The organism is Nonomuraea bangladeshensis, from assembly GCF_039529455.1.
Lineage (GTDB): Bacteria > Actinomycetota > Actinomycetes > Streptosporangiales > Streptosporangiaceae > Nonomuraea > Nonomuraea bangladeshensis.
The window spans coordinates 149771-171049 of record NZ_BAAAMV010000010.1; the positions used below are offsets into that span (position 1 = coordinate 149771).

The following is a 21279-nucleotide window of genomic DNA, read 5'->3' on the forward strand; positions in this document are numbered from 1 at the left end:
CCTAACCTTAGAGGAGACGTACATGTCGGGACCGGTACTGGCGCGCAGGGGCTTCCTGTCGGCCACGGCAGGACTCGCGGCGGCCCTGACACTGGCGGCGTGCGGCGGCGACGGCGGCACGACGGCGGCCCCCTCGGGCTCGGCCGCGCCCTCGGGCTCCGCGGCCGCGCAGGGCTGGAGCTTCACCGACGACCGGGACAAGAAGCTCGACCTGCCCAAGGTCCCCGCCAGGGTCGTCGCCCAGGTCGGCTCCGCCGCCGCCCTGTGGGACTTCGGCGTGCGCCCCGTCGGCGTCTTCGGCCCGCACAAGCTCAAGGACGGCAGCAAGGACCCGCAGGTCGGCAACGTCGACATCACCCAGGTCCAGGGCCTCGGCAACGTCTGGGACGAGTTCAACGTCGAGCAGTACATCGCCCTGCAGCCCGACCTCCTGGTCAGCAACATGTACGTCAAGGGCACCCTCTGGTACGTGCCCGAGAAGTCCAAGGACACCATCGAGCAGGTCGCCCCCACGGTCGGCATCATGCTCACCGGCAAGAGCGCCACCGAGGTCATCTCCCGCTACGAGGAGCTGGCCAAGTCGCTCGGCGCGGACATGGCCGGCGTGCCCGAGGCGAAGGCCCGCATGGAGGCCGCGACCAAGGACCTCGCCCAGTTCAAGGACCTCAAGATCCTCATGGTCTCGGGCGGCGCGGACGCGTTCTGGATCGTCAACCCGCCGGAGTACCCGGACATCAAGCACCTCACGGCGGCCGGACTCGACGTCGTCACCCCGGAGAAGGTGGACGAGGGCGGCTTCTTCCAGACCCTGAGCTGGGAGAACGCCGACGAGTACGAGGCCGACGTCATCCTCTACGACACCCGTACGCAGGCGCTGAAGCCGGAGGAGATGATGAAGAAGCCCACCTTCGCCAAGCTCCCCGCCGTGAAGGCCGGCCAGCTCTACCCGTGGAGCGCCGAGACCCCCTTCAGCTACCAGGGCTACGCGACCTTCCTGGAGGAGCTGGTCGCGAACCTGAAGAAGGCCAAGCCGCTCGGCTAGAACGCGCCGCGCACCTCGACGATCTCGGCGAGGGGGAACTCCAGGTAGTCGCCCGCCTCCTCGCACCAGGCGTCGAGGGCGCCGCCCTTCAGCTCGCCGTGGCTGATCGTGGCGGTCAGGCCGTCGGTGAGGGTGATCCCGGCCCGCACCCCCCGGTCGACCACGAACCCGAGCAGCGACTGCTGGGCCGTCGGCAGCCGGGTGGCCATGCGGCCGATCACCGCCCACGTCCGGCCGCCCCTTTCGGCCCCGGCCCGCCCCGCCGCCATCAGCCTGCGGGCGTGCTCGCGCGGGTCGGGCGGTGGCTCGGCCAGCAGGTGGGGCGGGGTCTCCAGGCCGGGGTCCGACAGCTCGGCCACCTGGCCGCCCGGCAGCAGGATGAGCTTGCCCGCGCCGGGCTCGGCGCCGCCGGCCAGCTCGGCGGGACGGGTGCGGCGGATGGTGATCTCGCCGGTGTCGGAGACGGGCACCGGCGCGTAGCCGGCCTCGCGCAGCGCCGCCAGCGTGCGCTCGGCCCCGGCCGCGCTGACCAGCACGGTGGGGGCGAGCAGGCGCAGGCCCAGCCGGGTCAGCCGGCGGTGGGCGGTGATCTCGGCGAGCAGGGCGGGGTCGCCGGCCTGGATGACGCAGCCGACGGTGGTGACGGTGACCTCGCCGTGCCGGCGGGCGGTGTCGCGGACGAGGTATTCGAGCGGCTGCGGGATGGCGCCGACCGCGGCCAGCTCGTCGAGCAGCTCGTCGGGGTCGTGGCCGCGGTCGAGGGCGCGGCGTACGCTCTCGGCGGTGAAGCGCCACACCGAGGCCGCGCCGCGTGACTCGCGCTCGGCGACCCGGTCGAGCAGCGCGGCCAGCTCCGCCGAGGGCGGCCCGGTCACCACGGCGGTCAGGTCGGGGCCGAACAGGGCGCTGCGGCGCACGCTCGCGAGGGCCCGGGTGGAGACCTCGACGAGCACCGGGTCGTGCTCGACCATGGGGACGGAGTCGTCGCCCTCGTCGCCGGGGTGGGCGGTCAGCCCGGCGAGGGCGCGGCCGAGGTCGGTGAGCGCGCCGTTGACCAGCAGGCCGAGCAGGCTCGCCTCGTCGAGCGCGGCGGGGCCGCAGTCGAGCAGGAGCCGGCGTTCGATGAGCGGGGCGTGCCAGTGGACGGCGGCGAGCAGGCCGTCGCGGTCGGCGTACGCGGTGCCGGCGGGCAGGCAGGCCAGCACCGGCAGCACCGCGCGGCGGACCCGGGCGACCGCGGCTCCCGCGGGGTCGTCGCCGAGCACCGTGCCGTAGCGGCCGTCGGACCTGCGCAGCGACGAGCGCTCCATGCGCCACCAGGCCGACAGCAGCACGCGCAGGCGGGCCGCGCCCTCGTCGAGCCGCCAGCGGTCGAAACGCTCGGTGGGGACCAGACCGCCGGCCTGCTCGTCCCAGGCCAGCAGCCGGGCGACCGTGCAGATCTCCAGCAGCAGGCGGGTCTCGTCCTCGTCGCAGCCGGTCTCCTTGGCCATCCTGCGCACCTCGCGCACGCCCACGCCGCCGGTCTTGAGCAGCGGCAGCGGGCTCTTGGAGGTGTTGTCGAGCAGGGCCGCGGCGCGCTCGACGACGTGCGGGGCGGCCAGCGTCATGAGGTGGTCGACCTCCTCGGGGTCGACCGGGATGGTGGGGACCTCGGGCGGCTCGGGCGCGAAGGGCGGGTGGTAGTCGGCGCCGCGCAGGCACAGCGCGACCTCGCGGGGGATCTCGGCGACGTGCCAGCTCGGCCGGAACAGCAGGCCGTGGTCGGCGCACCACTTCTCGGGCGTGCCGGGCGCGACGAAGCGGCCGCCGTCGACGGGCAGCGCGGGACCGTCCCAGGCGAAGCGGTCGAGCAGGGCGGCGGTGCCGTCGGGGGCGTCGCGCAGCAGGCCGTGGACGCGGGCGGCGTCGCCGAGCGCCTCGGCCACGCGGGTGATCGTGCGGCGTTTGTGGCCCTGGGCGGGCAGCCCGAGGTTGCGGGCGAGGGCGCGCAGCGCGTCGTTGCTGATGGTCCAGGAGTTGAGGTAGTGGTCGAGCGGCTCGCCGAGGCCGAGCGGGGCGGCCCACCAGCGGGTGACGCCCTCGGCCAGGCGGATCACGCCGTCCTCGCCCGGCCAGGCGAGCGCGTGGTCGTAGAGGTGGCCGAGCCAGGGGTCCACCTCGGCGGGCGGGGCGTCGACGAAGGCGGCCAGGCGGCCGGCGGTGGGCAGGGGAAGGGCCAGCGCCGCCTCGGCGAGCTGGAGACAGGGCAGGGGGAGCCGCTGGAGGGTCTGCATCACGGCGAACCCGTCGCCGAGACGCTGGGCGAGGGTGTCGAGCCGGCGCGGCCACGGCGGCGCGATGGCGTCGGGCCTGTTCGCGAGGATGCGGGCAAGCCTGTCTTCGTCTAGTGTTCGCAGCCAGCCGAGCAGGTGATCTTCCATCTGTCAGCACTCTCATGGGGTCGCGCGCGGGACTCACCGTGAGCCATGAGCATCCACGGTAATGCAGATCACCCCCGGTCAGGAGAGGACTGCCCAGACGATCTTTCCGTGAGGGGCGAGGGCCGACCAGCCCCAGCGGAGACTGAGCGATTCGACGATGTGGAGTCCGAGGCCGCCGGTGTCAAGGGGGCCAGGGTATCGCAGCACCGGCACCGAGGAGCCTGGATCGGTGAAAGCGCTGGTCACCAGGGACCCCTGGCGGACCAGTGACATGTGGACGGGGCAGGGGCGGCGCTGCTCGTCGAGGCGCAGGCCGTGGCGCAGCGCGTTGGTCGCCAGCTCCGAGACCACCAGCTCCATGTTCTCGGCGAGCTCGGACAGTCCCCAGCCGGCCAGGACGCCGGTGGTGTAGCTGCGGGCGGAGTGGACCGACGCGGGGGTGGGAGGGAGCACGAACGTGGCGCTCGCGGACGGGCCTGCGCCCAGCAGATCGCGAGCCGCCTCCGGCCACCAGCCGACCGGGGGCCACCAATCGAACGTGGTCCACTGGCTCGGTGCCGTGGTGGATTGCACGTGATCATTCTGCGTCAAACTCTCGTGCAGGTGCAAGAGCGAATGCACGTGCAGACACACCGTGCACACGCTACGGTTGCCCTCAAATGGTCAATGAGGGGGAAAGGGGATCTTGTCCGCGGCCCATGATCTTTCGGCCGTGAAGTGACAGACTGTGGCGCAAGGAAACGACCAAGGAGCAGCACGTGTCCATTGATCCGCCCGGATCCGGTTCGACCGTTCGGCGCATCATGCTGGGGGCGAGTCTCAGGCGCCTGCGTGAGGCCAGCGGACTCGACCGTGCACAGGCCGGATTCCACATCCGCGCCTCCGAGTCCAAGATCAGCCGGATGGAGCTCGGACGCGTCGGATTCAAGACACGTGACGTGGAGGACCTGCTCACCCTGTACGGCGTCGTCGACGATGCCGAACGCCGCGCCCTGCTGGAGATGGTTCGCGAGGCCAACACCCCCGGGTGGTGGCACAAGTACTCCGCCGAGCTGCCCTCGTGGTTCACGACGTACGTGGGCCTGGAGGAGGCCGCGAGCGTGATCCGTACCTATGAGGTGCAGTTCGTGCCCGGCCTGCTGCAGACGGCCGCGTACGCGCGATCGGTCTACGAGCTGGGCAACCCCGATGCGAGTCCGGACGGCATCGAACGCCGCGTGCACGTGCGCATGCAGCGCCAGGAGCGCTTCACCCAGAAGGACGGCCCCAAGTTGTGGGCGGTCATCGACGAGGCGGCGCTCATGCGGACCATCGGCGGGCGGGAGGTCATGCGCGAGCAGCTCCAGCACCTGCTGGAGGTCGCCGCTCTGCCCAACATCACCATTCAGGTGATGCCCTTCAGGTACGGCAAGCACGCCGCCGAAGGGGGTGCGTTCAGCATCTTGCGGTTTCCCGAGTCCGACTTGTCGGACGTTGTCTACGTCGAGCAGCTCTGGGGTGCCCTGTACCTGGACAAACGTGAGGACATCGATCCGTACCTCACGGCCATGGAGCAGTTGTGCGTGGAGAGCACCACGCCAGGAGGCACCGTCGAGCTCATCGGCGGTCTTCTCAGAAAGATGTAGATGAACCAGACCTACAACGGCATGCCCGCGACCGACCTGACCCAGGTCGCGTGGCGCAAGAGCCGCTACAGCAACTCGCAGGGCAACTGCGTCGAGCTCGCGGAGCTTCCCGACGGCGGGATCGCGGTCCGCAACTCGCGCTTCCCCGACGGCCCTGCGCTCATCTATACCCGTGACGAGATCCGGGCCCTGGTGCTCGGGGTGAAGGACGGAGAGTTCGACGGCCTGCTCGTTTGACACCTGCTCGTTTAACACGCTGTTCACATCCGGCGCGCCCGCTTAACGGCGGCGCGCCGACGGCGTAACCGCCCGGCCTCGTCGTTCGGACAGGATTCACGTCATGCTCGACCAGATGACGTTGTATCCGATCGCCGACGACGTGCTGTTCGCGCCGGGCGGCAAGGTCGTGATCCGCACTTATGGCGTCGCGCCCGCCACGACGGGCGCCTCGGTCTCGTACCGCACGTGGGTGACCGGCATCCGCGACCAGCCCCGTTACTGGCACTGGGGTCACTTCGAGGACGCCACCTCCGGGCATCGCCGGGTGCTGGAGTGGCTGACCGGGCGGGGGCCGCAGCCTTCCCAAGCGCCCGCCTGATCGCTAAGCTCGGGCCAAGCAACCGCTTGGTAGAGGAGGCGGCGTGGTGCGGCGCGCGATCCACCTGCTCGAAGAGGTCGACTTCCGGCCCATGAACTCCAGGCGGCCGCTGGACTACCTCACCTGGCTGACCGCGTACAAACGCGAGGACGAGACCCGCGAGGCTCCCTCGCTCACCGCCGGGACGTCCATCAGGTCGCGCGACATCGACCTCGTCGGCGCCTTCTACGCCGTCGGCATCACCGGCCATCCGCAGTTCAAGGCGGTCACCCTCTGGGACTGCCACGGCGGCTGGGACGGCGGCTGGCGGCAGATGATGGAGATCTACCGCGGGGTGGACGAGCGGCTGTTCCTGTCCGACATCGACGACCTGCGCTTCTCCGCCTTCTCACGCCCGCTCGGCGCCGTGCCCGGCTGCCCGCCGCTGGCCGAGGCGCCCGCCGCCGAGCTGTTCCTGTTCGAGAGCGCCCGCGTCCGGCCCGGCGCCGCGCTCGACTACCTCGCCGCCGTGCGCGCCGAGCGCGCCCCCCTGCTCGCCGAGCACGGGCACACCCTGGTCGGCCTGTACGAGGTGCTGTTCTGCGACACCGAGGCGGTCACCGTCTGGGCCGTCTCGCTGGACGACCACCTCGCCACCCAGCGGGCCCGCGACGCCGCCCTCGGCCTCGACGACGAGGCCGCGCCCGATCCCCGGCTGCTGGACTGGGCCAGACGGGCGCGCGACCATCTCGACGGCCCCTGGCGTGAGACGCTGCTGGCACCGTTCCCCGGCTGCCGCCTGGCGCCGTGAGGGTGCGGGCCGGCGGCTGACGGGCTAGTGGACCGGCGCGTTCCAGGCCAGCAGCACCGGCTCGGCGTGCTCGTGGCCGAGCCGCGAGTAGGTGCCGGTGTCCAGCCTGAACAGCCGGCCCTCGGAGGGGTCCAGCCCGAGCCAGCGGGCGGCCAGGACGCGCAGGAAATGCCCGTGCGCCACAAGGACCACCCGTCCCTCCGCCGCGCGGGCCCGCTCGATCACCCGGTCCGCGCGGGCCGCCACCTGGGCGGCGCTCTCGCCGGGATGCTCGGCGTCGCCGGGGATCACGCCGTCGCGCCACAGGTACCAGCCGGGGCGGTCCTCCCGGATGCGGGGCGTGGTGACGCCCTCGTAGCCGCCGTAGTCCCACTCCCACAGGTCGGGGTCCACCTCGTAGCCGGTCAGCCCGGCCAGGTCGGCGGTGCGGCGCGCCCGCTCGGCGGGGGAGACCAGCACCAGGCCGAAGTCCCCCTTCTCGACCAGGGGCGCGAGCGCCCTGGCCTGCTCCTCGCCGCGCTCCGTCAGGGGCAGGTCGGTGCGCCCGGTATGCCTGCCCGCCTTGCTCCACTCGGTCTCACCGTGCCGGAGCAGCAGCATCTCGTCCATGGTGACCATCATCCCGGACGCTTGACCTCAAGGTAGCTTGAGGTAGCAGGGTGGGGTCATGGACGCGATAAGACTGCATGCGTACGGACCTGCCGCCAACCTCCGGCTGGAGACCCTGCCCGACCCCGTGCCCGGCCCCGGCGAGGCGCGCGTCGCCGTGCGCGCGGCCGGGCTGCACTTCATCGAGACCCTGCTCCGCCAAGGGCGGGGCGTCGGGCCGCACCCCGCGCCCGAGCTGCCCGTCGTGCTCGGCTCGGAGGTGGCCGGGGTCGTGGAGGCGGTGGGCGAGGGCGTGCCCGCCGGGCTGGTGGGCCGCCGGGTGGTGACGGCCGAGGTGAGCACGGGCGGCTACGCCTCGCGCGCAGTGGCGCCCGCTGCCGCGTTGACCGAGCTGCCCGACCAGGTGGGCTTCGGCGCGGCCGTCGCCATGAACACGACGGGGGCGACCACGTACGGGCTGCTGGAGCTGGCCCCGATCGGGCCGGGGGACGTGGTGCTGGTGCTGGCGGCGGCCGGCGGCGTCGGGACGCTGCTCGTGCAGTACGCCCGCCACGCCGGCGCGACCGTGGCCGGGGCGGCCGGCGGGCCCGCCAAGGCCGCGCGGGTCGCGGAGCTGGGGGCGGACCTCGCCGTCGACTACCTGGAGGCGGGCTGGGACAAGTCGGTACGCGAGCTGTCCGGCGAGGTCACCGTCGTCTTCGACGGGGTCGGCGGCGAGCTCGGGCGGGCCGCGCACGGGCTGCTCGGCCGGGGCGGGCGGCACGTGGTGTACGGGTCGGCGTCGGGGGAGTGGTTCCAGCCGGACGCCGCGGAGGCGGAGGCGCGGGGGATCGCCGTGCTCGACGGCATCGGCCATCTGCTCGGGCGCGACGGGGGCGTGACCGAGCTGCGGACGCGGGCACTGGAGGCGGCGGCCGAGGGGTTGCTGACGCCCGCGGTGCAGGAGTTCCCGCTGGCCGAGGCCGCCGCGGCGCACGCGGCCCTGGAGAACAGGGACACGATGGGCAAGGTCGTCCTCACCGTCTAGCCGGCTCCGGGCGACAGGGACCGGGCCACGGGGACGAGTGCGGGCGGTCCCGCCTTCGGCCGTTCCGCGCAGGCGCGCTCCCCCTCACCTCCCGGCCAGTTCCTCGGCGACGGGGGTGAAGGCGGCGAGGTCGCGTTCGTGGTGGATGACGAAGCAGGAGACGTCGTGCTCGTCGCGCCAACGACGCAGGGTGTCGGCGATGTCGTGGCGGGTGCCGAGGAGGACCTGCGGGGTTCCGTCCAGCGCGGCCGACCTGGCCGCGCTCCACGGCTCCTCCGCCTTCCTCTCGCCCACCTGCAGGACGCTCGTGCCCAGCTCCAGCCGGTCGTAGCGGTCGCCGGCCGCCGCGCGTACGCGCCGCAGCCGGGCGAAAAACGCCTCCGCCCCGCCGTCGCCGGTGTCGGGGCCGGTGCCGTCGGGGCGTACCCGCATCGTGAGGTTGACGTGGTCGGCCTGCTCGGCGGCCAGGCGCAGCACGCGCGGCCCGCCGCCCCCGACGATCAGCGGCGGGTGGGGCCGCTGCACGGGCCGGGGCCGCTGGTCGAGCCCGTCGATCCGGTAGTGCCGGCCGGTGAAGTGGCACGGCCCGTCCGCCCAGAGGCCCTTGAGCACGGCGATGGCCTCGGCGAGCCGTTCGACGCGGACCCCGGGCGGGTCCAGGGGCAGGCCGGCGCCCGCGTAGTCGGCCGCCATCCAGCCGGTGCCGAGCCCGACCTCCAGCCGGCCGCCGGACAGCAGGTCGAGGGTGGCCGCCTCCTTGGCCAGCACGGCGGGGTGGCGGAAGTCGTTGGCGAGGACCAGCGTGCCGACGCGCAGCCGTTCGGTGGCGCAGGCGGCGGCGGTGAGGGCGGGGATCGGCGCGAGGCGGTCCCCGGCCAGGTGGTCGGGCACCAGCAGCAGGCCGAACCCGGAGTCCTCCAGCCGGCGGGCCTTGTCGGCCCACGCCCTGCCGGACTCCGCCTCGCGGAGCACCGCCCCGAACCTGAACGGCCGCACGGCCCCTCCTGCGAGTCCGATCCAGCGCCTGTGCCCGGCACTCTAGCAAGCGCTTGCTACAGGTGCGAGACTGAGGGCCATGGAGATCCCCGTGCGCGAGGCCACCGACGACGAGGCCGCGTTCTTCCACGAGCACGGCTGGGTGCGGCTCGGCCGGCTCATCGACCCCGGCGCCGTCGCCGACCTGCGCGAACGCGCCCTCGCCCACCTGCGCGACCGGGACCGCGCCGGACGGACCGCGGTCGACCGGGCGTTCGGGCAGTCCAGGGACGTCGCCGCCGCCGACGAGGCGTTCGGCGCGCTCGCGCTCCACCCCAGGATGGGAAGGACCGCCGTCCGGCTGCTGCGCGGCGTCCGCGCGGTACGCGTGCAGGTCACCAACCTGCTGGTCAAGGAGGCGGGCGAGCACGGCGCCACCGAGTTCCACCAGGACTTCCCCTGGATGCCGATGGACCGCTCGGCCATGCTCACCGTCTGGCTCGCGCTCGCCGACGTGCCCGCCGACATGGGGGCGCTGCGCTTCTACAGCGGCTCCCACCGCCACGGCCTGCTCGGGCGCAGCTTCACCCGGCCCGGCGACGACCAGCTCAGCCAGCACCCGTGGCTCAAGGAGCTGGAGCTGTCGCCGCCGCTCGACCTCGCGGCCGGCGACGCCACCGCGCACCACGCCCTGACCGTGCACGGCGCGCCCGCCAACCGGCACGACCGGCCGCGGCTGTCGTTCACGGTCACCTACTTCGACGCCGACGCCCTCTACACGGGCCTGCCGTACGCGCAGACCGACGGGCTCGGCCTGGAGGTCAACCGGCCCTTCGAGCACGAGAGGTTCCCGTGCCCGAGACCCTGAGAGGACCGGTCGCCGACCTCGGGGCGACGCTCATGCACGAGCACGTCTTCGGGCTCAGCCCGGAGATTCTGTGGAACTGGCCGGACATCCCCGAGGGCTGGGACCCCGAGACGCGGGCGCGGGAGGCCGCGGCCAAGCTCGACGCGCTGAAGGCCGAGGGCATCGACACCGTCGTGGACCTCACCGTGCTCGGGCTCGGCCGGCACATCCCCTCGGTACGGCTGGTCGCCGAGCTGACCTCGGTCAACATCGTGGCCGCGACCGGCCTCTACACCTACGACGCGCTGCCGCCGTACTTCGCCAACCGGGGGCCGGGGTCGCTGTTCGGCGGGCCGGACCGGCTGGCCGAGTTCTTCGTCCGCGACCTCACCGAGGGCATCGGCAGGACCGGCGTCCGCGCCGCCATCCTCAAGTGCGCCTCCGACCACCTCGGGATGACCAAGGGCTGCGAGCGGGTGTTCCGGGCGGTCGCCGAGGCGCACCTGGAGACCGGCGCGCCCATCACCACGCACTCGCACAGCGCCTCCAGGGGCGGGCTGGAGCAGCAGCGGCTGCTCGTCTCGCTCGGGGTGGACCCGGAACGGGTGGTGATCGGGCACGCGGGGGACTCGGCCGACCTCGCGTACCTGGAGGAGCTGCTGGCGGGCGGCTCCTACCTCGGCATGGACCGCTTCGGCATCGACACGATCGCGCCGTTCGAGCAGCGGGTGGCCGTGGTGGCGGAGCTGTGCGCGCGCGGGCACGCGGACCGGCTGGTGCTGGGGCACGACTCGTACTGCTTCAACGACCGCTTCGACGCCGAGGTCGTGCGCCGCCGCCACCCCGACTACCACCTGCTGCACATCTCCCGCGACGTCCTGCCCGAGCTGCGCAAGCGGGGCGTCACGGACGACCAGATCCACCAGATGCTCGTCGGCAACCCGCGGAGGATCCTGCGATGACCACCCTGCCGGAGGCCCGGGACTTCGACGTCAGCGCGGACTGGCACGTCGCGGACCCGTACCCGTTCCTCGCCCGGCTGCGGCGCGAGTCGCCGGTGTTCTGGAGCGAGCACCTGCGGGCCTGGGTGCTGACCCGCTACGCCGACGTGCGCGCCGCCTACGGCGACCCCCGGCGCTTCTCCTCCCTGGGCTCGCTCACCGTCTCCCGCAGCCTGACCGCCGCGACCAGGGAGAAGCTGGGCGAGCACGGCTCGTTCCTGTCGAGCTTCGTCGCCAACGTGGACCCGCCCGTCCACACCCGGCTGCGCCGGTCGGTGTCGCGGGCGTTCACGCCGCGCGCGGTCGCCGCCATGGAGGACGCCTTCCGCCGGCTCAACGAGGACCTGCTCGACCGGGTGGCCCCGCGCGGCGCGGCCGACTTCGTGACCGAGCTCGGGCACGAGCCGTCCGTGAAGCTGACCGCCCGCTTCATCGGGGTGCCGGAGGCGGACGAGGCGTTCGTGCAGGCGCGGGTCAAGGACTGGTTCCAGCTGTTCCTGTCGCCGCAGCCGCCCGAGCGCCAGCTGGAGCTGGCGGGGAGCTTCCTCACCTACCTCGACTACGTGGACCGGCTGGTCGCCGCCCGCGCCAAGGACCCCCGCGACGACTTCACCTCGCTCATGACCGCGCTCATCGGCGACGAGCTGACCCACCGCGAGGTCGTCGAGCTGATCTCCACGATCCTGCTCGGCGGCAACGACACCGTGCCCAACCAGCTCGGCAACACCGTCCTGCGGCTGCTGCGCGAAGGCGCCTGGCCGGTGCCGCCGCCGCTGATCGGCGCCGCCGCCGAGGAGTGCATGCGCATCGACGGCGCCTCGCTCGGCTCCTTCCGCCACACCACCGAGGACGTCGTCCTGCACGGCGTGACCATCCCGGCCGGCGCCCTCGTGCTGCTGTCCACCGACTCCGCCGGGCACGACGAGAGCGTCTTCCCCGAGCCGGAGCGCTTCGTCGCCGACCGGCCGAACGCCGCCGACCACCTGGTCTTCGGCTACGGCATCCACTTCTGCGTGGGCGCGGCGCTCGGCCGCCTGCAACTGCGGACCGCGCTGGAGGTGCTCGGCCGCCGCCTGCCGGGGCTGCGGCTCGCGCCGGGGGAGCCGGTGACGTACCGCAGGTCGCTGGTCGGGCGCGGGCTCACGGCGCTGCGGGTGGAATGGTGACGGGCGGGCGGCTTTCCGGGCGGCTCTCCGGGCGGGTCGCGCTGGTGACCGGGGCAGGGTCGGGGATCGGGGCGGCCTGCGCGCTGCGGCTGGCCGCCGAGGGGGCGCGCGTGGGCGTGCTCGACGTACGCGGCCAGGCCGCCGAGGACACCGCCGCCGCCGTACGGCGGCGCGGCGGCGACGCGCTCGCGCTGGAGTGCGACGTCTCCGCCGAGAAGCAGGTCGCGGCGGCCGTCGGGGCGCTGGTGGCGGCGTACGGGCGGGTGGACGTGCTGCACTCCAACGCCGCCGCGCTCGGCCCCGACGTGTACGGGCGCGACCGCGGCCTGGAGGACCTCGACGTCGCCGTGTGGGACCGCACCATGGAGGTCAACCTGCGGGGCGCCATGCTGCTGGTCAAGCACACGGTGCCGGCCATGCCGGACGGCGGCTCGATCGTCCTGACCTCGTCGGTGTCGGCGTTCGCCGGGGACGGGGCGCACGCCGCGTACGGGGCCTCGAAGGCCGCCCTGGTCGGCTTCGCCCGGCACGTCGCCACCATGTACGGCGCCCGCGGCGTCCGCTGCAACGCCGTCGCCCCCGCGCTCGTCCTCACCCCGGCCGCCGAACGCGCCCTGACCCCCGCGCAGCTCGCCGACAAGGCCGCCGAACGCCTGCTCCCCTGGCCCTGCTCCGTGGACGACGTCGCGAACCTGGTCGCCTTCCTGGCCTGCGACGAGAGCCGCTGCCTCACCGGCCAGACGCTGATCCTCGACTCCGGCACGCTCGCCCACCGCCCCCAGCACGCGATCCAGCGGTGGCGCGAACAACGCCCCCGATGAGGAGTGCGTACGTCAGGATGTGGGGGCAGTGGGATGTCCGTTGATGCGGGCGTGGAAGGGGTCTTCATGGAGCCGGTGGCGGTCGGGCTCGTGGGCGCGGGACCGTGGGCGAGGATGGCGCACGCGCCGATGCTGGCCAAGGGCCCGCACACGCGGCTGGCGGGCGTCTGGGCGCGGCGTCCCGAGGCGGCGGCCGAGCTGGGCGCCCCCGTGTATGAGCGGATCGAGGAATTGTTCGACCACTGTGAGGCGGTGGCGTTCTGCGTGCCGCCCGGCGTGCAGGCCGAGCTGGCCGTGCGGGCCGCCCGAGCCGGCAAGGCGCTGCTGCTGGAGAAGCCGCTCGCCGACTCGCTCGACGGGGCGCGGCGGCTGGCCGGCGCCGTGGCGGAGGCGGGCGTGGCCAGTCAGATGGTGCTGACCCTGCGCTATGCCGTACAGACCAGGACGTTCCTCGCCAGGTGTGGCGAGATCCAGCCGTTCGGCGGGCACGCGGCGAACATCTCCGGCGCGCTGCTCGGCGACCATCCCTTCGCCACGCCGTGGCGGCTGGAGCGCGGCGCGCTGCTCGACGTCGGGCCGCACGTCGTCGACCTGCTGGACGCCGCGCTCGGCCCCGTGGTGGGGGTGCGCGCCCACGGCGACCCGTTCGGGTGGATCGGGCTGCTGCTGGAGCACGAGGGCGGGGCGGTGTCGGAGGCGTCGCTGTCCATGGCGGCCGTCGGCGACCTGCCGCCCGCGACGTTCGCCGTGTACGGCAGGAAGGGGAACGCGGTCCTGCTGCCGTTCGACGACGATCCCCTGGACGCGATCGCGGAGGAGTTCGCGCGGACGGTGCGTGAGGGCGGCGGCCACCCCCTCGACGCCGCCCACGGCCTCCGCCTGCAGCAGGTCGTCGCCGACGCCGACTCCCAGCTGCGCCGCTGACCCTTGACGTTACGGTGTTTTGGGGGATTGATAACGTTTGTCCGACGCGCAGTGCTGCAGCGAAGTCCGGTGCGAGTCCGGCGCTGTCCCGCAACTGTCATAGCCAGGTCGCCTGCCGCTGCGCCGACGCCATCAACCCTCGTGGAAAAGGGTGATCCGTCGCTCATCGCGGGTCTCTCGGTTCCGACAGTGTGAAAGGACATCTCGTGAGGCCCGTACGCACGGTCTTCGCGGGCGCGCTGCTGGGAACGCTGGTGCTGGCCGGATGCGGTCAGAACAGCGGGACCACCGCCACCCCCGCCCCCGCCGCCCCTTCCGCGTCCGCGTCCGCCGCCGGTGACGGGTTCCCCGTCACGATCGAGGCGGGCAACGGCAAGGTCACCATCGACAAGAAGCCCGAGCGCATCGTCTCGCTGTCGGCCAGCCACACCGAGACGCTGTTCGCCGTCGGCGCCGGCCCCCAGGTCATCGCCGTGGACGACCGCTCGAACTTCCCGCCCGAGGCCCCGAAGACGGACCTGTCCGGCTTCAAGCCGAACGTCGAGGCCATCGTGGCCAAGAAGCCCGACCTCGTCGTCCTGTCCGACGACCTCGACAACGTCGTGGCCGCGCTCGGCAAGGTCGGCGTGCCCGTGCTCCTGGAGCCGGCCGCGAAGACGCTCGACGAGGCGTACGAGGAGATCGCCGAGATCGGCGCGGCCACCGGCAACAAGGCCAAGGCCGACGAGGTCGTCACCGGCATGCGCGCGGCCATGGACAAGCTGGCCGCCGAGGCCCCCAAGGACAAGAAGCTCACCTACTACCACGAGCTCGACCAGACGCCGTACGCGGCCACGTCCCAGACGTTCATCGGCCAGGTGTACTCGATCTTCGGCCTCACCAACATCGCCGACCAGGCGCCCGACGCGGCGGGCGGCTATCCGAAGCTGTCGGCCGAGTTCGTCGCCCAGGCCGACCCCGACCTGATCTTCCTGGCCGACGTCAAGTGCTGCAAGCAGGACAAGGCGGCGCTGACCAAGCGGCCCGGCTGGGCGGGGCTGTCGGCCGTGAAGAACGACCGGGTCGTCGAGCTCGACGACGACATCGCCTCCCGCTGGGGGCCGCGCATCGTCGAGCTGGCCGAGAGCATCGGCGCCGCGGTGGCCAAGGCCGGCACGAGCTGACCGTGACGGGACAGGCCGGCCCGTCACGGGCCAGACCCCTGTGGCTGGCGGGCGCCGCCGGCGTGCTGGCCGTCTCCATGGTCGCCGGGCTGCTCGGCGGGGCGGCCGACATGTCGCCCTGGCAGGTGGTGCTCCAGGCGGTGGACTGGCTGCCGTTCGTGCACGTCGACTCGGGGCTCACGCCGGTCGAGCAGGGGCTGCTGTACGAGCTGCGGCTGCCGCGCGTGCTGGTCGCCGCCGTGGTGGGCGGGCTGCTCGCCCTGGCGGGGGCCGGTTACCAGGGCGTGTTCCGCAACCCGCTCGCCGATCCGTACCTGCTGGGCGCGGCGGCCGGGGCGGGGCTCGCGGCCACGGTCGCCATCGTCGCGCTGCCGGCGGTGGCGGGCGGCATCCCCGTCGCGGCCTTCATCGGGGCCGTGGGCGGAGTGCTGCTGGCGTACACGCTGGGGAACACGGCCGGGCGCTCCGGCGGCACGGCCACGCTGGTGCTGGCGGGGGTGGCGGTGACGTCGTTCCTGACCGCGATCCAGACGTTCGTGCAGCAGTTCAAGGTGGAGGAGCTGCAGCGGATCTACTCCTGGATCCTCGGCGACGTCGGCGGCGGGTGGGAGCAGTTCTGGCTGGTGCTGCCGTACGCGGTGGTCGCCGCCGTGCTGCTCCTGCTGCACGGGCGGATGCTGGACGTGCTGTCCGTCGGCGACGAGGAGGCCGTCAGCCTGGGCGTGGCCGCCGCCCGGGTACGCCTGATCGTGCTGCTGGCCGCCTCGCTGGCCACGGCGGCGGCGGTGGCGGTGAGCGGGCTGATCGGGTTCGTCGGCATCGTCGTGCCGCACGTGGTGCGGCGGCTGGCGGGCGGCTCGTACCGGATCGTGCTGCCGCTGTCGCTGCTCGGCGGCGCGGCCTTCCTGGTGCTCGCCGACCTCGTGGCGCGCACCGTGCTCGCCCCGGCCGAGCTGCCGATCGGCGTGGTGACGATGTTCGTGGGCGCGCCGTTCTTCGTCGGGGTGCTCAGGATGACGCGGCGGGCGGAGACGTGATCGAGACCCGGGGGGTGACCGTCCGGCTCGGCGAGCGGGACGTCGTCCGCGACGTGGACATGCGGGTGCGCCAGGGCGAGTGGGTGGCCGTCATCGGGCCGAACGGGGCCGGCAAGTCCACCCTGCTGAAGGCCGTGATGGGGCTGGTCGCGCACGGGGGCGAGGTGCTGCTGGACGGGCGTCCCGCGGCCGGGCTGAAGCCGCGGGCGCGGGCGAGGCTGGTCGCGTACGCGCCGCAGACGCCGTCCCTGCCGCCCGACATGTCGGTCTTCGACTATGCGCTGCTGGGGCGGACGCCGTACATCCCCTACCTCGGGCGCGAGAGCGGCCACGACCGGGAGGTGACCGCGTCCGTGCTGGCCAGGCTCGACCTGTCGGAGCTGGCCGGGCGGCGGGTCGGCGAGCTGTCCGGCGGCGAGCGCCAGCGCGTGGTGCTGGCCAGGGCGCTCGCCCAGCAGGCCCCCGTGCTGCTGCTCGACGAGCCGACCACCGCGCTCGACCTCGGCCACCAGCAGCAGGTGCTGGAGCTGGTGGACCGGCTGCGCCGGGCCGACGGGCTGACCGTCGTCACGACCCTGCACGACCTGACCGTGGCCGGCCTGTACGCCGACGCGCTGCTCCTGCTCGCCGCCGGCCGGGCGGCCGCCTCCGGCCTGCCCGCCGAGGTGCTGACCGAGGAGCTCGTGGGACGGCACTTCGGCGCCCATGTGAAGATCGAGCCGGGGCCGGACGGCCGGCCGGTCGTGCACCTGGTGAGGAGTGGGTCGTGAGGCTGACGTACCGCACGGAGGAGGGGACGCGGCTCGGTGCGCTGCTGTGGGAGTTCGGGCCCGGCTGGCGGATGATCTCCTCGGCGGTGCTCGGCGGGGGCATCGGCGAACGCGCGTGGGTGCTGAACGCCCAGGTCGTCGCCGGGTACGCGCGCATGGACCCGATCGAGCACCTGACGTCGTTAGGTCCGGGCGGCGCCGGCGTCGGGATGATGACCGCCGCCTCCGTGGACCGCTGCGTCCAGGCGTCCGACGGCGGCGTGGACGCCTGGGCGACCGTGGGGCTGCGCGTCCCCACCTGGGCCGCCGCGCCCGAGGGCGCCCCAGATCCCGAGCTGGCCCCGGTCCGGGTCGGCACCGTCAACATCGTGACCGCGCTGCCGGTCGCCATGACCGACGCCGCCCTGGTCAACCTGGTGATGACGGTGACGGAGGCCAAGACCCAGGCGCTGGTCGAGACCGGCTACGCGGGCACGGGCACGGCCTCCGACGCGGTCTGCGTGGCCGTGCCGGCCGACGGTCCCCCGGAGCTGTTCGGCGGGCCGCGCTCGGAGTGGGGCGCGCGGGCCGCCCGCGCCGTCCACACCGCCGTCCGGCGCGGCGCCGAGGCGTGGCGGCAGCGTCACCTCAGCCCGTCGAGGCCGTAGTCCTCGGCAGCGCCTCTCGCCGTCACCCGGCCCGCCGCGAGATCGGCGCGGACCGCCGCCGGGTCCCGCTCGGCGGGCGGGCCGAGGCCGCCGCCGCCCGTGGTCTCCACCACGAACGCCTCCCCGGCGGCGAAGCGCACGTTGTTCACCTTCGAGGCGAGCCGTTCCAGGCGGCCGTCGAGATGGCGCCGGTAGAAGCCGCCGAGACGGCCGGGCAGGCCGCCGTCGCGGCCCGGGGGAGGCAGGCGCAGGCGGTCGCCCCTGGTGGTGACGTGGCAGTCGGCCAGGAAGCGGTAGACCGTGCGCGAGCCGAGCCCGCCCCGCCACCGGCCGGGCCCGCCCGAGTCCGGGATCGTCTCGATCGACTCCACGACGAGCGGGCAGTGGCTCTCCACGGGCTCGGCCTGCGGCACCGAGTTGCGGCCCACGCCGAAGTGCACGCCGGTCGCGTCCGGGCCGTCCAGCCCGCGCCGCGCGCCAACCCCGCCGAAGTCGTAGGCGAGATGGATCCAGTACGGCGCCCCCACCGCCGCGATCGAGAACGGCTGCAGGATCCCGCTGGCCGCGATCGCGCGCTCGGGCACCGCGTCCGACATCGCCTGGAACACGGCCTCCATGGCGGCGTAGATCGGGACGTACCGGCCGCCGCACGGGTACGGCGAACGAGCGTTCAGCAGCGACCCCTCCGGCAGGCGGACCTCGATCGCGCGCAGGCAGCCGTCGTTCATGGGGATCGCCGGGTCCAGGAAGCAGCGGATCGCGAAGACGGCGGCGGCCAGCGACTGCGAGGCCGAGGCGTTGATCGCGGCCGGCACCTGCGGGCCGGTGCCGGCGAAGTCGAGCACGGCGCGGCCCTCCCCGAGGGTGACCGTGACCCGCACGTCGTGCGTCCTGCCGAGGTCGAGCCCGTCGTCGTCGATCGGGTACGCCGCCGCGTAGCTTCCCTCGGGCAGCGCCGCGAGTGAGGCGCGGGTGCGGGCCTCGGTGTGGTCGAGGTAGTCGTCGATGCCCGCCGCCAGCCCCTTCTCGCCGTGCTCGGCCAGCAGGGATTCCAGGCGGGCGGCGGCCACCGCCGTCCCGGCGACGAGCGCGCGGACGTCACCCATGACCTTGTCCGGGGTGCGGCTGTTGGCCCGCAGCACGGCCTCGATCGCCGGGTCCAGTCCCGCCTCGGTGGCCAGGCGGACCGGCGGGAGCTGCAGGCCCTCCAGGAAGATGTCCGTGGCCAGCGGGGCCATGCCGCCCGCCGACAGGCCGCCCAGGTCGGAGACGTGGATCATGGTGGCGGTGAAGTACGCCGGCGCGCCCCCGACGAACACCGGCCGGTAGACCAGCAGGTCGTTGGTGTGGACGCCGCCCCGGTAGGCGTCGTTGAGCGCGTACACGTCGCCGGGCCGCATCGTCTCGGGCGGGAGGTCGGCGAGCAGCTCGGGCAGCGCGGTGCGCAGCGCCATGCTGTTCATGAGCGTGGTGGCCATGGACTGCGCGACCAGCCGGCCGCGGGCGTCCAGGACGGCCGCCGAGGCGTCGGACCCCTCCACGATGAACGTCGAGTACGCCGAGCGCACCACGACGATGCTGGCCTCCTCGGCCGCCACGACCAGCGCGTTGCGCAGCACCTCGGCGGTCAGGGCGTCGCTCACGCGCGGCCTCCCCGGGTGAGGTGGACCGCGCCGGCGGGAGCGGGGGCGGCGGTCCAGGAGGGCGGGACCACGATCGTGGACTCGGCGTCCTCGACGATCGCCGGCCCGGTCAGCCGCTCCGGCAGGCTCGCCCGGGTGTGCACGGGCACCTCGACATGGCCCCCGCACTCGGCGAAGTACGCCCGACGGCTCCCGACCGCGCCGGGAGCGGGTGGGGGGTGCTCGGGAATCCCGGCGGGGGAGGGGGGCGGGTGCTCGGGGGGTCCAGCGGGGATGGATGGCGGGGGCCCGGCCGGGGTGAGTGGCGGGTGTGCGAGGGCCCCGGCCAGGGCGGATGGCCGAGGTGCGCGGGGCGCCGCCGGGGCGGTGAGGCGGACGCGGTAGCCGACCAGTTCGATCTCGCCGTGCTGCTCGATCCCGTACACCTGCCGGTACCGCGCGGCGAAACGGGTGGCGAGCTCGTCGCGGGACGGCGACCAGGCCACCGTGAGGTCGTGGGACTGTCCGAGGAAGCGCACGTTCACCGACCGCTCCACCCGCACCTCCGGATCCGCCGGCGACACCCCCAGGTCGGCGGCCGCCTCCGCCACGAGCCCGGCGAAGATCGGCTCGGGGTCGCCCGCGTCCAGCCGGGAACGGACCCGCTCGGTGGCGAGGTCGCCGGCCAGCAGCCCCGCCGCCGAGGCCACCCCGCAGTGGGCGGGCACCACGACCGTCGCGATCCCGAACCGCTCGGCCACTCGCGCCGCGTGCATGGGCCCGGCCCCGCCGAAGGCCACCAGGGCGAAGCCGCGCGGGTCGATGCCCCGCTGCACGGTCACGACGTGCACGGCGGAGGCCATCGCGGCGCTGACGATCTCGTGCACCGCCCGCGCCGCCTCCTCCCGCGCCACGCCGAGCGGCCCGGCGAGCCGGTCGATCGCCTCCTCCGCGAGGGCCGGCGTCAGCGGGATCGAGGCGGAGGCGAGGTAGCCGAGCACCAGGTTGGCGTCCGTGACCGTGGGCTCCGCGCCGCCCAGCCCGTAGCAGGCGGGGCCCGGGGACGACCCGGCCGAGCGCGGACCGACGCGCAGCGTGCCCGCCGGGTCCAGCCAGGCCACGCTGCCGCCGCCCGCGCCCACCTCCGCCAGGTCGATGGCCGGGGTCCTGATCGGCACGCCGGTGCCCGCCCGCCGCCCGCCGAAGCTGCCCTTGCCGCCGACGTGGAACTCGTGGGTGATCTCCGGCCGCCCGCCGCGCACCACGCACGCCTTGGCGGTGGTCCCGCCCATGTCGAACGAGATCGCGTCGGCGAACCCGGCCCCGGCCGCCGCCAGCACCCCGGCCGCCGGCCCCGACTCGATCGTGGCCACCGCCCGCCGCGCGGCCAGCTCGGCGGAGACGACGCCGCCCCCGGACTCCATGACGTGGACGGGCGCGCGGATCCCGAGCGCGGTCAGCCGCTCGCGCAGCCGGGACAGGTAGGAGGCCATGAGCGGGCCGACGTAGGCGGACATGATGGTGGTGGTGGCGCGCTCGTACTCGCGGATCTCCGGCCACACCTGCGAGCTGGTCACCACGGACGGCACCGACGCGCGCAGGATCTCCGCGACCCGCCGCTCGTGGGCGGGGTTGGCGTAGGCGTGCAGCAGGCACACGGCGGCCGAGCCGATGCCGCGCCCGGCGATCTCGGCGGCGACCCGGCGTACGGAGGCGTCGTCGAGGGGCGTCAGGACCTCGCCGCGCGCCGAGACGCGCTCGGTCACCTCGAAGCAGTCCTCGGGCGCGACCGGGGGAGGGGGCGGGGTGAAGCGGAGGTCGTAGCGGTCCTCCTCGACGCGGGCGTAACGGCCGAGCGGCACGACGCTACGAAAGCCCTGAGTCGTGACATAGGCGACACGTACGCCGGTCCGCTCCAGCACCGCGTTGGTGGCCAGCGTCGTGGCGTGCACCACCCGCGTGACCTGCGCGGGATCCCGGCCGCCGAGGGCGCGCGTAACGCCCGCCACGATTCCCGCGATGGGGTCGTAGTGGGTACTCAAGCACTTGGCCACGGAAATCGCGCCGGACGTATCTCGAAGGACCACATCGGTGAAGGTGCCGCCGACATCGACGCCGATCGAGTAGGCCACCCGGGTACGCTACGCCCCCTAGCAAGCGCTTGTCTACGTAGTGGTCTATTGACTTACGAC

The 21279-nt window shown here is 73.9% G+C and carries 21 protein-coding genes; 15 read left to right on the plus strand and 6 right to left on the minus strand.

Annotation, left to right across the window (positions count from 1 at the left end):
* Positions 1–22: 22 nt before the first annotated feature.
* Positions 23–1042 carry an ABC transporter substrate-binding protein gene (locus ABD292_RS33260; RefSeq protein WP_344214366.1) on the plus strand — a complete coding sequence of 340 codons (1020 nt, stop codon included), beginning with the start codon at positions 23–25 and terminating at the stop codon, positions 1040–1042.
* Here the strand turns inward: ABD292_RS33260 and ABD292_RS33265 are convergent.
* Positions 1039–3465, minus strand: a complete 2427-nt coding sequence (locus ABD292_RS33265) for a helicase-associated domain-containing protein (RefSeq protein WP_344214368.1) — start codon at positions 3463–3465, stop codon at positions 1039–1041. The genes ABD292_RS33260 and ABD292_RS33265 overlap by 4 nt on opposite strands.
* A 78-nt stretch (positions 3466–3543) precedes the next feature.
* The gene (locus ABD292_RS33270; RefSeq protein ID WP_344214370.1) at positions 3544–4038 is read right to left on the minus strand and encodes an ATP-binding protein; all 495 of its coding nucleotides are present in this window, start codon (positions 4036–4038) and stop codon (positions 3544–3546) included.
* Positions 4039–4268: 230 nt separating this feature from the next.
* On the opposite strand from ABD292_RS33270, the gene ABD292_RS33275 reads away from it, so the two are divergent.
* The 4 genes from ABD292_RS33275 (at position 4269) to ABD292_RS33290 (ending at position 6478) form a co-directional block, all read left to right on the plus strand.
* Positions 4269–5090, plus strand: a complete 822-nt coding sequence (locus tag ABD292_RS33275) for a helix-turn-helix domain-containing protein (protein ID WP_344215043.1) — start codon at positions 4269–4271, stop codon at positions 5088–5090.
* Positions 5091–5327: a DUF397 domain-containing protein gene (locus ABD292_RS33280; RefSeq protein ID WP_049559738.1), complete on the plus strand. Its 237-nt coding sequence runs from the start codon at positions 5091–5093 to the stop codon at positions 5325–5327.
* 103 nt (positions 5328–5430) lie between these two features.
* A complete protein-coding gene (locus ABD292_RS33285; RefSeq protein WP_127931727.1) occupies positions 5431–5688 on the plus strand; it encodes a 3'-5' exonuclease family protein in 258 nt (85 codons plus the stop codon).
* A gap of 43 nt (positions 5689–5731) precedes the next feature.
* Positions 5732–6478, plus strand: coding sequence for a hypothetical protein (locus ABD292_RS33290; protein WP_344214376.1), 747 nt, complete (start codon positions 5732–5734; stop codon positions 6476–6478).
* A gap of 24 nt (positions 6479–6502) precedes the next feature.
* Here ABD292_RS33290 and ABD292_RS33295 read toward each other — a convergent pair whose 3' ends face one another.
* Positions 6503–7087 carry a histidine phosphatase family protein gene (locus ABD292_RS33295; RefSeq protein ID WP_344214378.1) on the minus strand — a complete coding sequence of 195 codons (585 nt, stop codon included), beginning with the start codon at positions 7085–7087 and terminating at the stop codon, positions 6503–6505.
* 58 nt (positions 7088–7145) lie between these two features.
* Here ABD292_RS33295 and ABD292_RS33300 point away from each other — a divergent pair, with 58 nt between their 5' ends.
* The gene (locus tag ABD292_RS33300) at positions 7146–8114 is read left to right on the plus strand and encodes a zinc-binding dehydrogenase (protein WP_344214380.1); all 969 of its coding nucleotides are present in this window, start codon (positions 7146–7148) and stop codon (positions 8112–8114) included.
* Positions 8115–8198: 84 nt separating this feature from the next.
* Here the strand turns inward: ABD292_RS33300 and ABD292_RS33305 are convergent, their stop codons facing one another.
* On the minus strand, positions 8199–9110 hold the full coding sequence (locus ABD292_RS33305) for a TIGR03621 family F420-dependent LLM class oxidoreductase (RefSeq protein WP_344214382.1): 912 nt from the start codon (positions 9108–9110) through the stop codon (positions 8199–8201).
* Positions 9111–9189: 79 nt separating this feature from the next.
* Between ABD292_RS33305 and ABD292_RS33310 the strand changes: the two genes are divergently transcribed.
* The 9 genes from ABD292_RS33310 (at position 9190) to ABD292_RS33350 (ending at position 17465) form a co-directional block, all read left to right on the plus strand.
* Entirely contained in the window at positions 9190–9957 is a 768-nt protein-coding gene (locus ABD292_RS33310) for a phytanoyl-CoA dioxygenase family protein (RefSeq protein ID WP_344214384.1), read from the plus strand.
* A complete protein-coding gene (locus ABD292_RS33315) occupies positions 9942–10898 on the plus strand; it encodes a phosphotriesterase family protein (RefSeq protein WP_344214386.1) in 957 nt (318 codons plus the stop codon). The genes ABD292_RS33310 and ABD292_RS33315 overlap by 16 nt, the downstream gene beginning before the upstream one ends.
* Positions 10895–12103, plus strand: coding sequence for a cytochrome P450 (locus ABD292_RS33320; RefSeq protein WP_344214388.1), 1209 nt, complete (start codon positions 10895–10897; stop codon positions 12101–12103). Before ABD292_RS33315 ends, ABD292_RS33320 begins: the two co-directional genes overlap by 4 nt.
* Positions 12097–12924, plus strand: coding sequence for an SDR family NAD(P)-dependent oxidoreductase (locus ABD292_RS33325; protein ID WP_344214390.1), 828 nt, complete (start codon positions 12097–12099; stop codon positions 12922–12924). The genes ABD292_RS33320 and ABD292_RS33325 overlap by 7 nt, the downstream gene beginning before the upstream one ends.
* Before the next feature lie 33 nt (positions 12925–12957).
* A complete protein-coding gene (locus tag ABD292_RS33330; protein WP_344214392.1) occupies positions 12958–13848 on the plus strand; it encodes a Gfo/Idh/MocA family protein in 891 nt (296 codons plus the stop codon).
* 206 nt (positions 13849–14054) lie between these two features.
* Complete coding sequence (locus ABD292_RS33335; protein ID WP_344214394.1) at positions 14055–15011, plus strand: ABC transporter substrate-binding protein; 957 nt, start codon at positions 14055–14057, stop codon at positions 15009–15011.
* Positions 15012–15013: 2 nt separating this feature from the next.
* Positions 15014–16048 carry a FecCD family ABC transporter permease gene (locus ABD292_RS33340; RefSeq protein WP_371249002.1) on the plus strand — a complete coding sequence of 345 codons (1035 nt, stop codon included), beginning with the start codon at positions 15014–15016 and terminating at the stop codon, positions 16046–16048.
* On the plus strand, positions 16045–16818 hold the full coding sequence (locus ABD292_RS33345; RefSeq protein ID WP_329581108.1) for an ABC transporter ATP-binding protein: 774 nt from the start codon (positions 16045–16047) through the stop codon (positions 16816–16818). The genes ABD292_RS33340 and ABD292_RS33345 overlap by 4 nt, the downstream gene beginning before the upstream one ends.
* Positions 16815–17465, plus strand: a complete 651-nt coding sequence (locus ABD292_RS33350) for an adenosylcobinamide amidohydrolase (protein ID WP_344214398.1) — start codon at positions 16815–16817, stop codon at positions 17463–17465. The genes ABD292_RS33345 and ABD292_RS33350 overlap by 4 nt, the downstream gene beginning before the upstream one ends.
* On the opposite strand, the gene ABD292_RS33355 is transcribed toward ABD292_RS33350, so the two are convergent.
* Both ABD292_RS33355 and ABD292_RS33360 read right to left on the minus strand, forming a co-directional pair.
* The gene (locus ABD292_RS33355; RefSeq protein WP_344214400.1) at positions 17441–19108 is read right to left on the minus strand and encodes a hydantoinase B/oxoprolinase family protein; all 1668 of its coding nucleotides are present in this window, start codon (positions 19106–19108) and stop codon (positions 17441–17443) included. The two genes, ABD292_RS33350 and ABD292_RS33355, sit on opposite strands and share 25 nt — an antisense overlap.
* Positions 19105–21219, minus strand: a complete 2115-nt coding sequence (locus ABD292_RS33360; RefSeq protein WP_344214402.1) for a hydantoinase/oxoprolinase family protein — start codon at positions 21217–21219, stop codon at positions 19105–19107. Before ABD292_RS33360 ends, ABD292_RS33355 begins: the two co-directional genes overlap by 4 nt.
* Positions 21220–21279 lie beyond the last annotated feature (60 nt).

Bases quoted from the DNA above. Each gene is read 5' to 3' on its own strand.
- ABD292_RS33260 (WP_344214366.1), top strand. From the start codon at position 23: ATGTCGGGACCGGTACTGGCGCGCAGGGGCTTCCTGTCGGCCACGGCA.
- ABD292_RS33265 (WP_344214368.1), bottom strand. From the start codon at position 3,465: ATGGAAGATCACCTGCTCGGCTGGCTGCGAACACTAGACGAAGACAGG.
- ABD292_RS33275 (WP_344215043.1), top strand. From the start codon at position 4,269: ATGCTGGGGGCGAGTCTCAGGCGCCTGCGTGAGGCCAGCGGACTCGAC.
- ABD292_RS33280 (WP_049559738.1), top strand. From the start codon at position 5,091: ATGAACCAGACCTACAACGGCATGCCCGCGACCGACCTGACCCAGGTC.
- ABD292_RS33285 (WP_127931727.1), top strand. From the start codon at position 5,431: ATGCTCGACCAGATGACGTTGTATCCGATCGCCGACGACGTGCTGTTC.
- ABD292_RS33295 (WP_344214378.1), bottom strand. From the start codon at position 7,087: ATGGACGAGATGCTGCTGCTCCGGCACGGTGAGACCGAGTGGAGCAAG.
- ABD292_RS33300 (WP_344214380.1), top strand. From the start codon at position 7,146: ATGGACGCGATAAGACTGCATGCGTACGGACCTGCCGCCAACCTCCGG.
- ABD292_RS33310 (WP_344214384.1), top strand. From the start codon at position 9,190: ATGGAGATCCCCGTGCGCGAGGCCACCGACGACGAGGCCGCGTTCTTC.
- ABD292_RS33320 (WP_344214388.1), top strand. From the start codon at position 10,895: ATGACCACCCTGCCGGAGGCCCGGGACTTCGACGTCAGCGCGGACTGG.
- ABD292_RS33325 (WP_344214390.1), top strand. From the start codon at position 12,097: ATGGTGACGGGCGGGCGGCTTTCCGGGCGGCTCTCCGGGCGGGTCGCG.
- ABD292_RS33330 (WP_344214392.1), top strand. From the start codon at position 12,958: ATGTCCGTTGATGCGGGCGTGGAAGGGGTCTTCATGGAGCCGGTGGCG.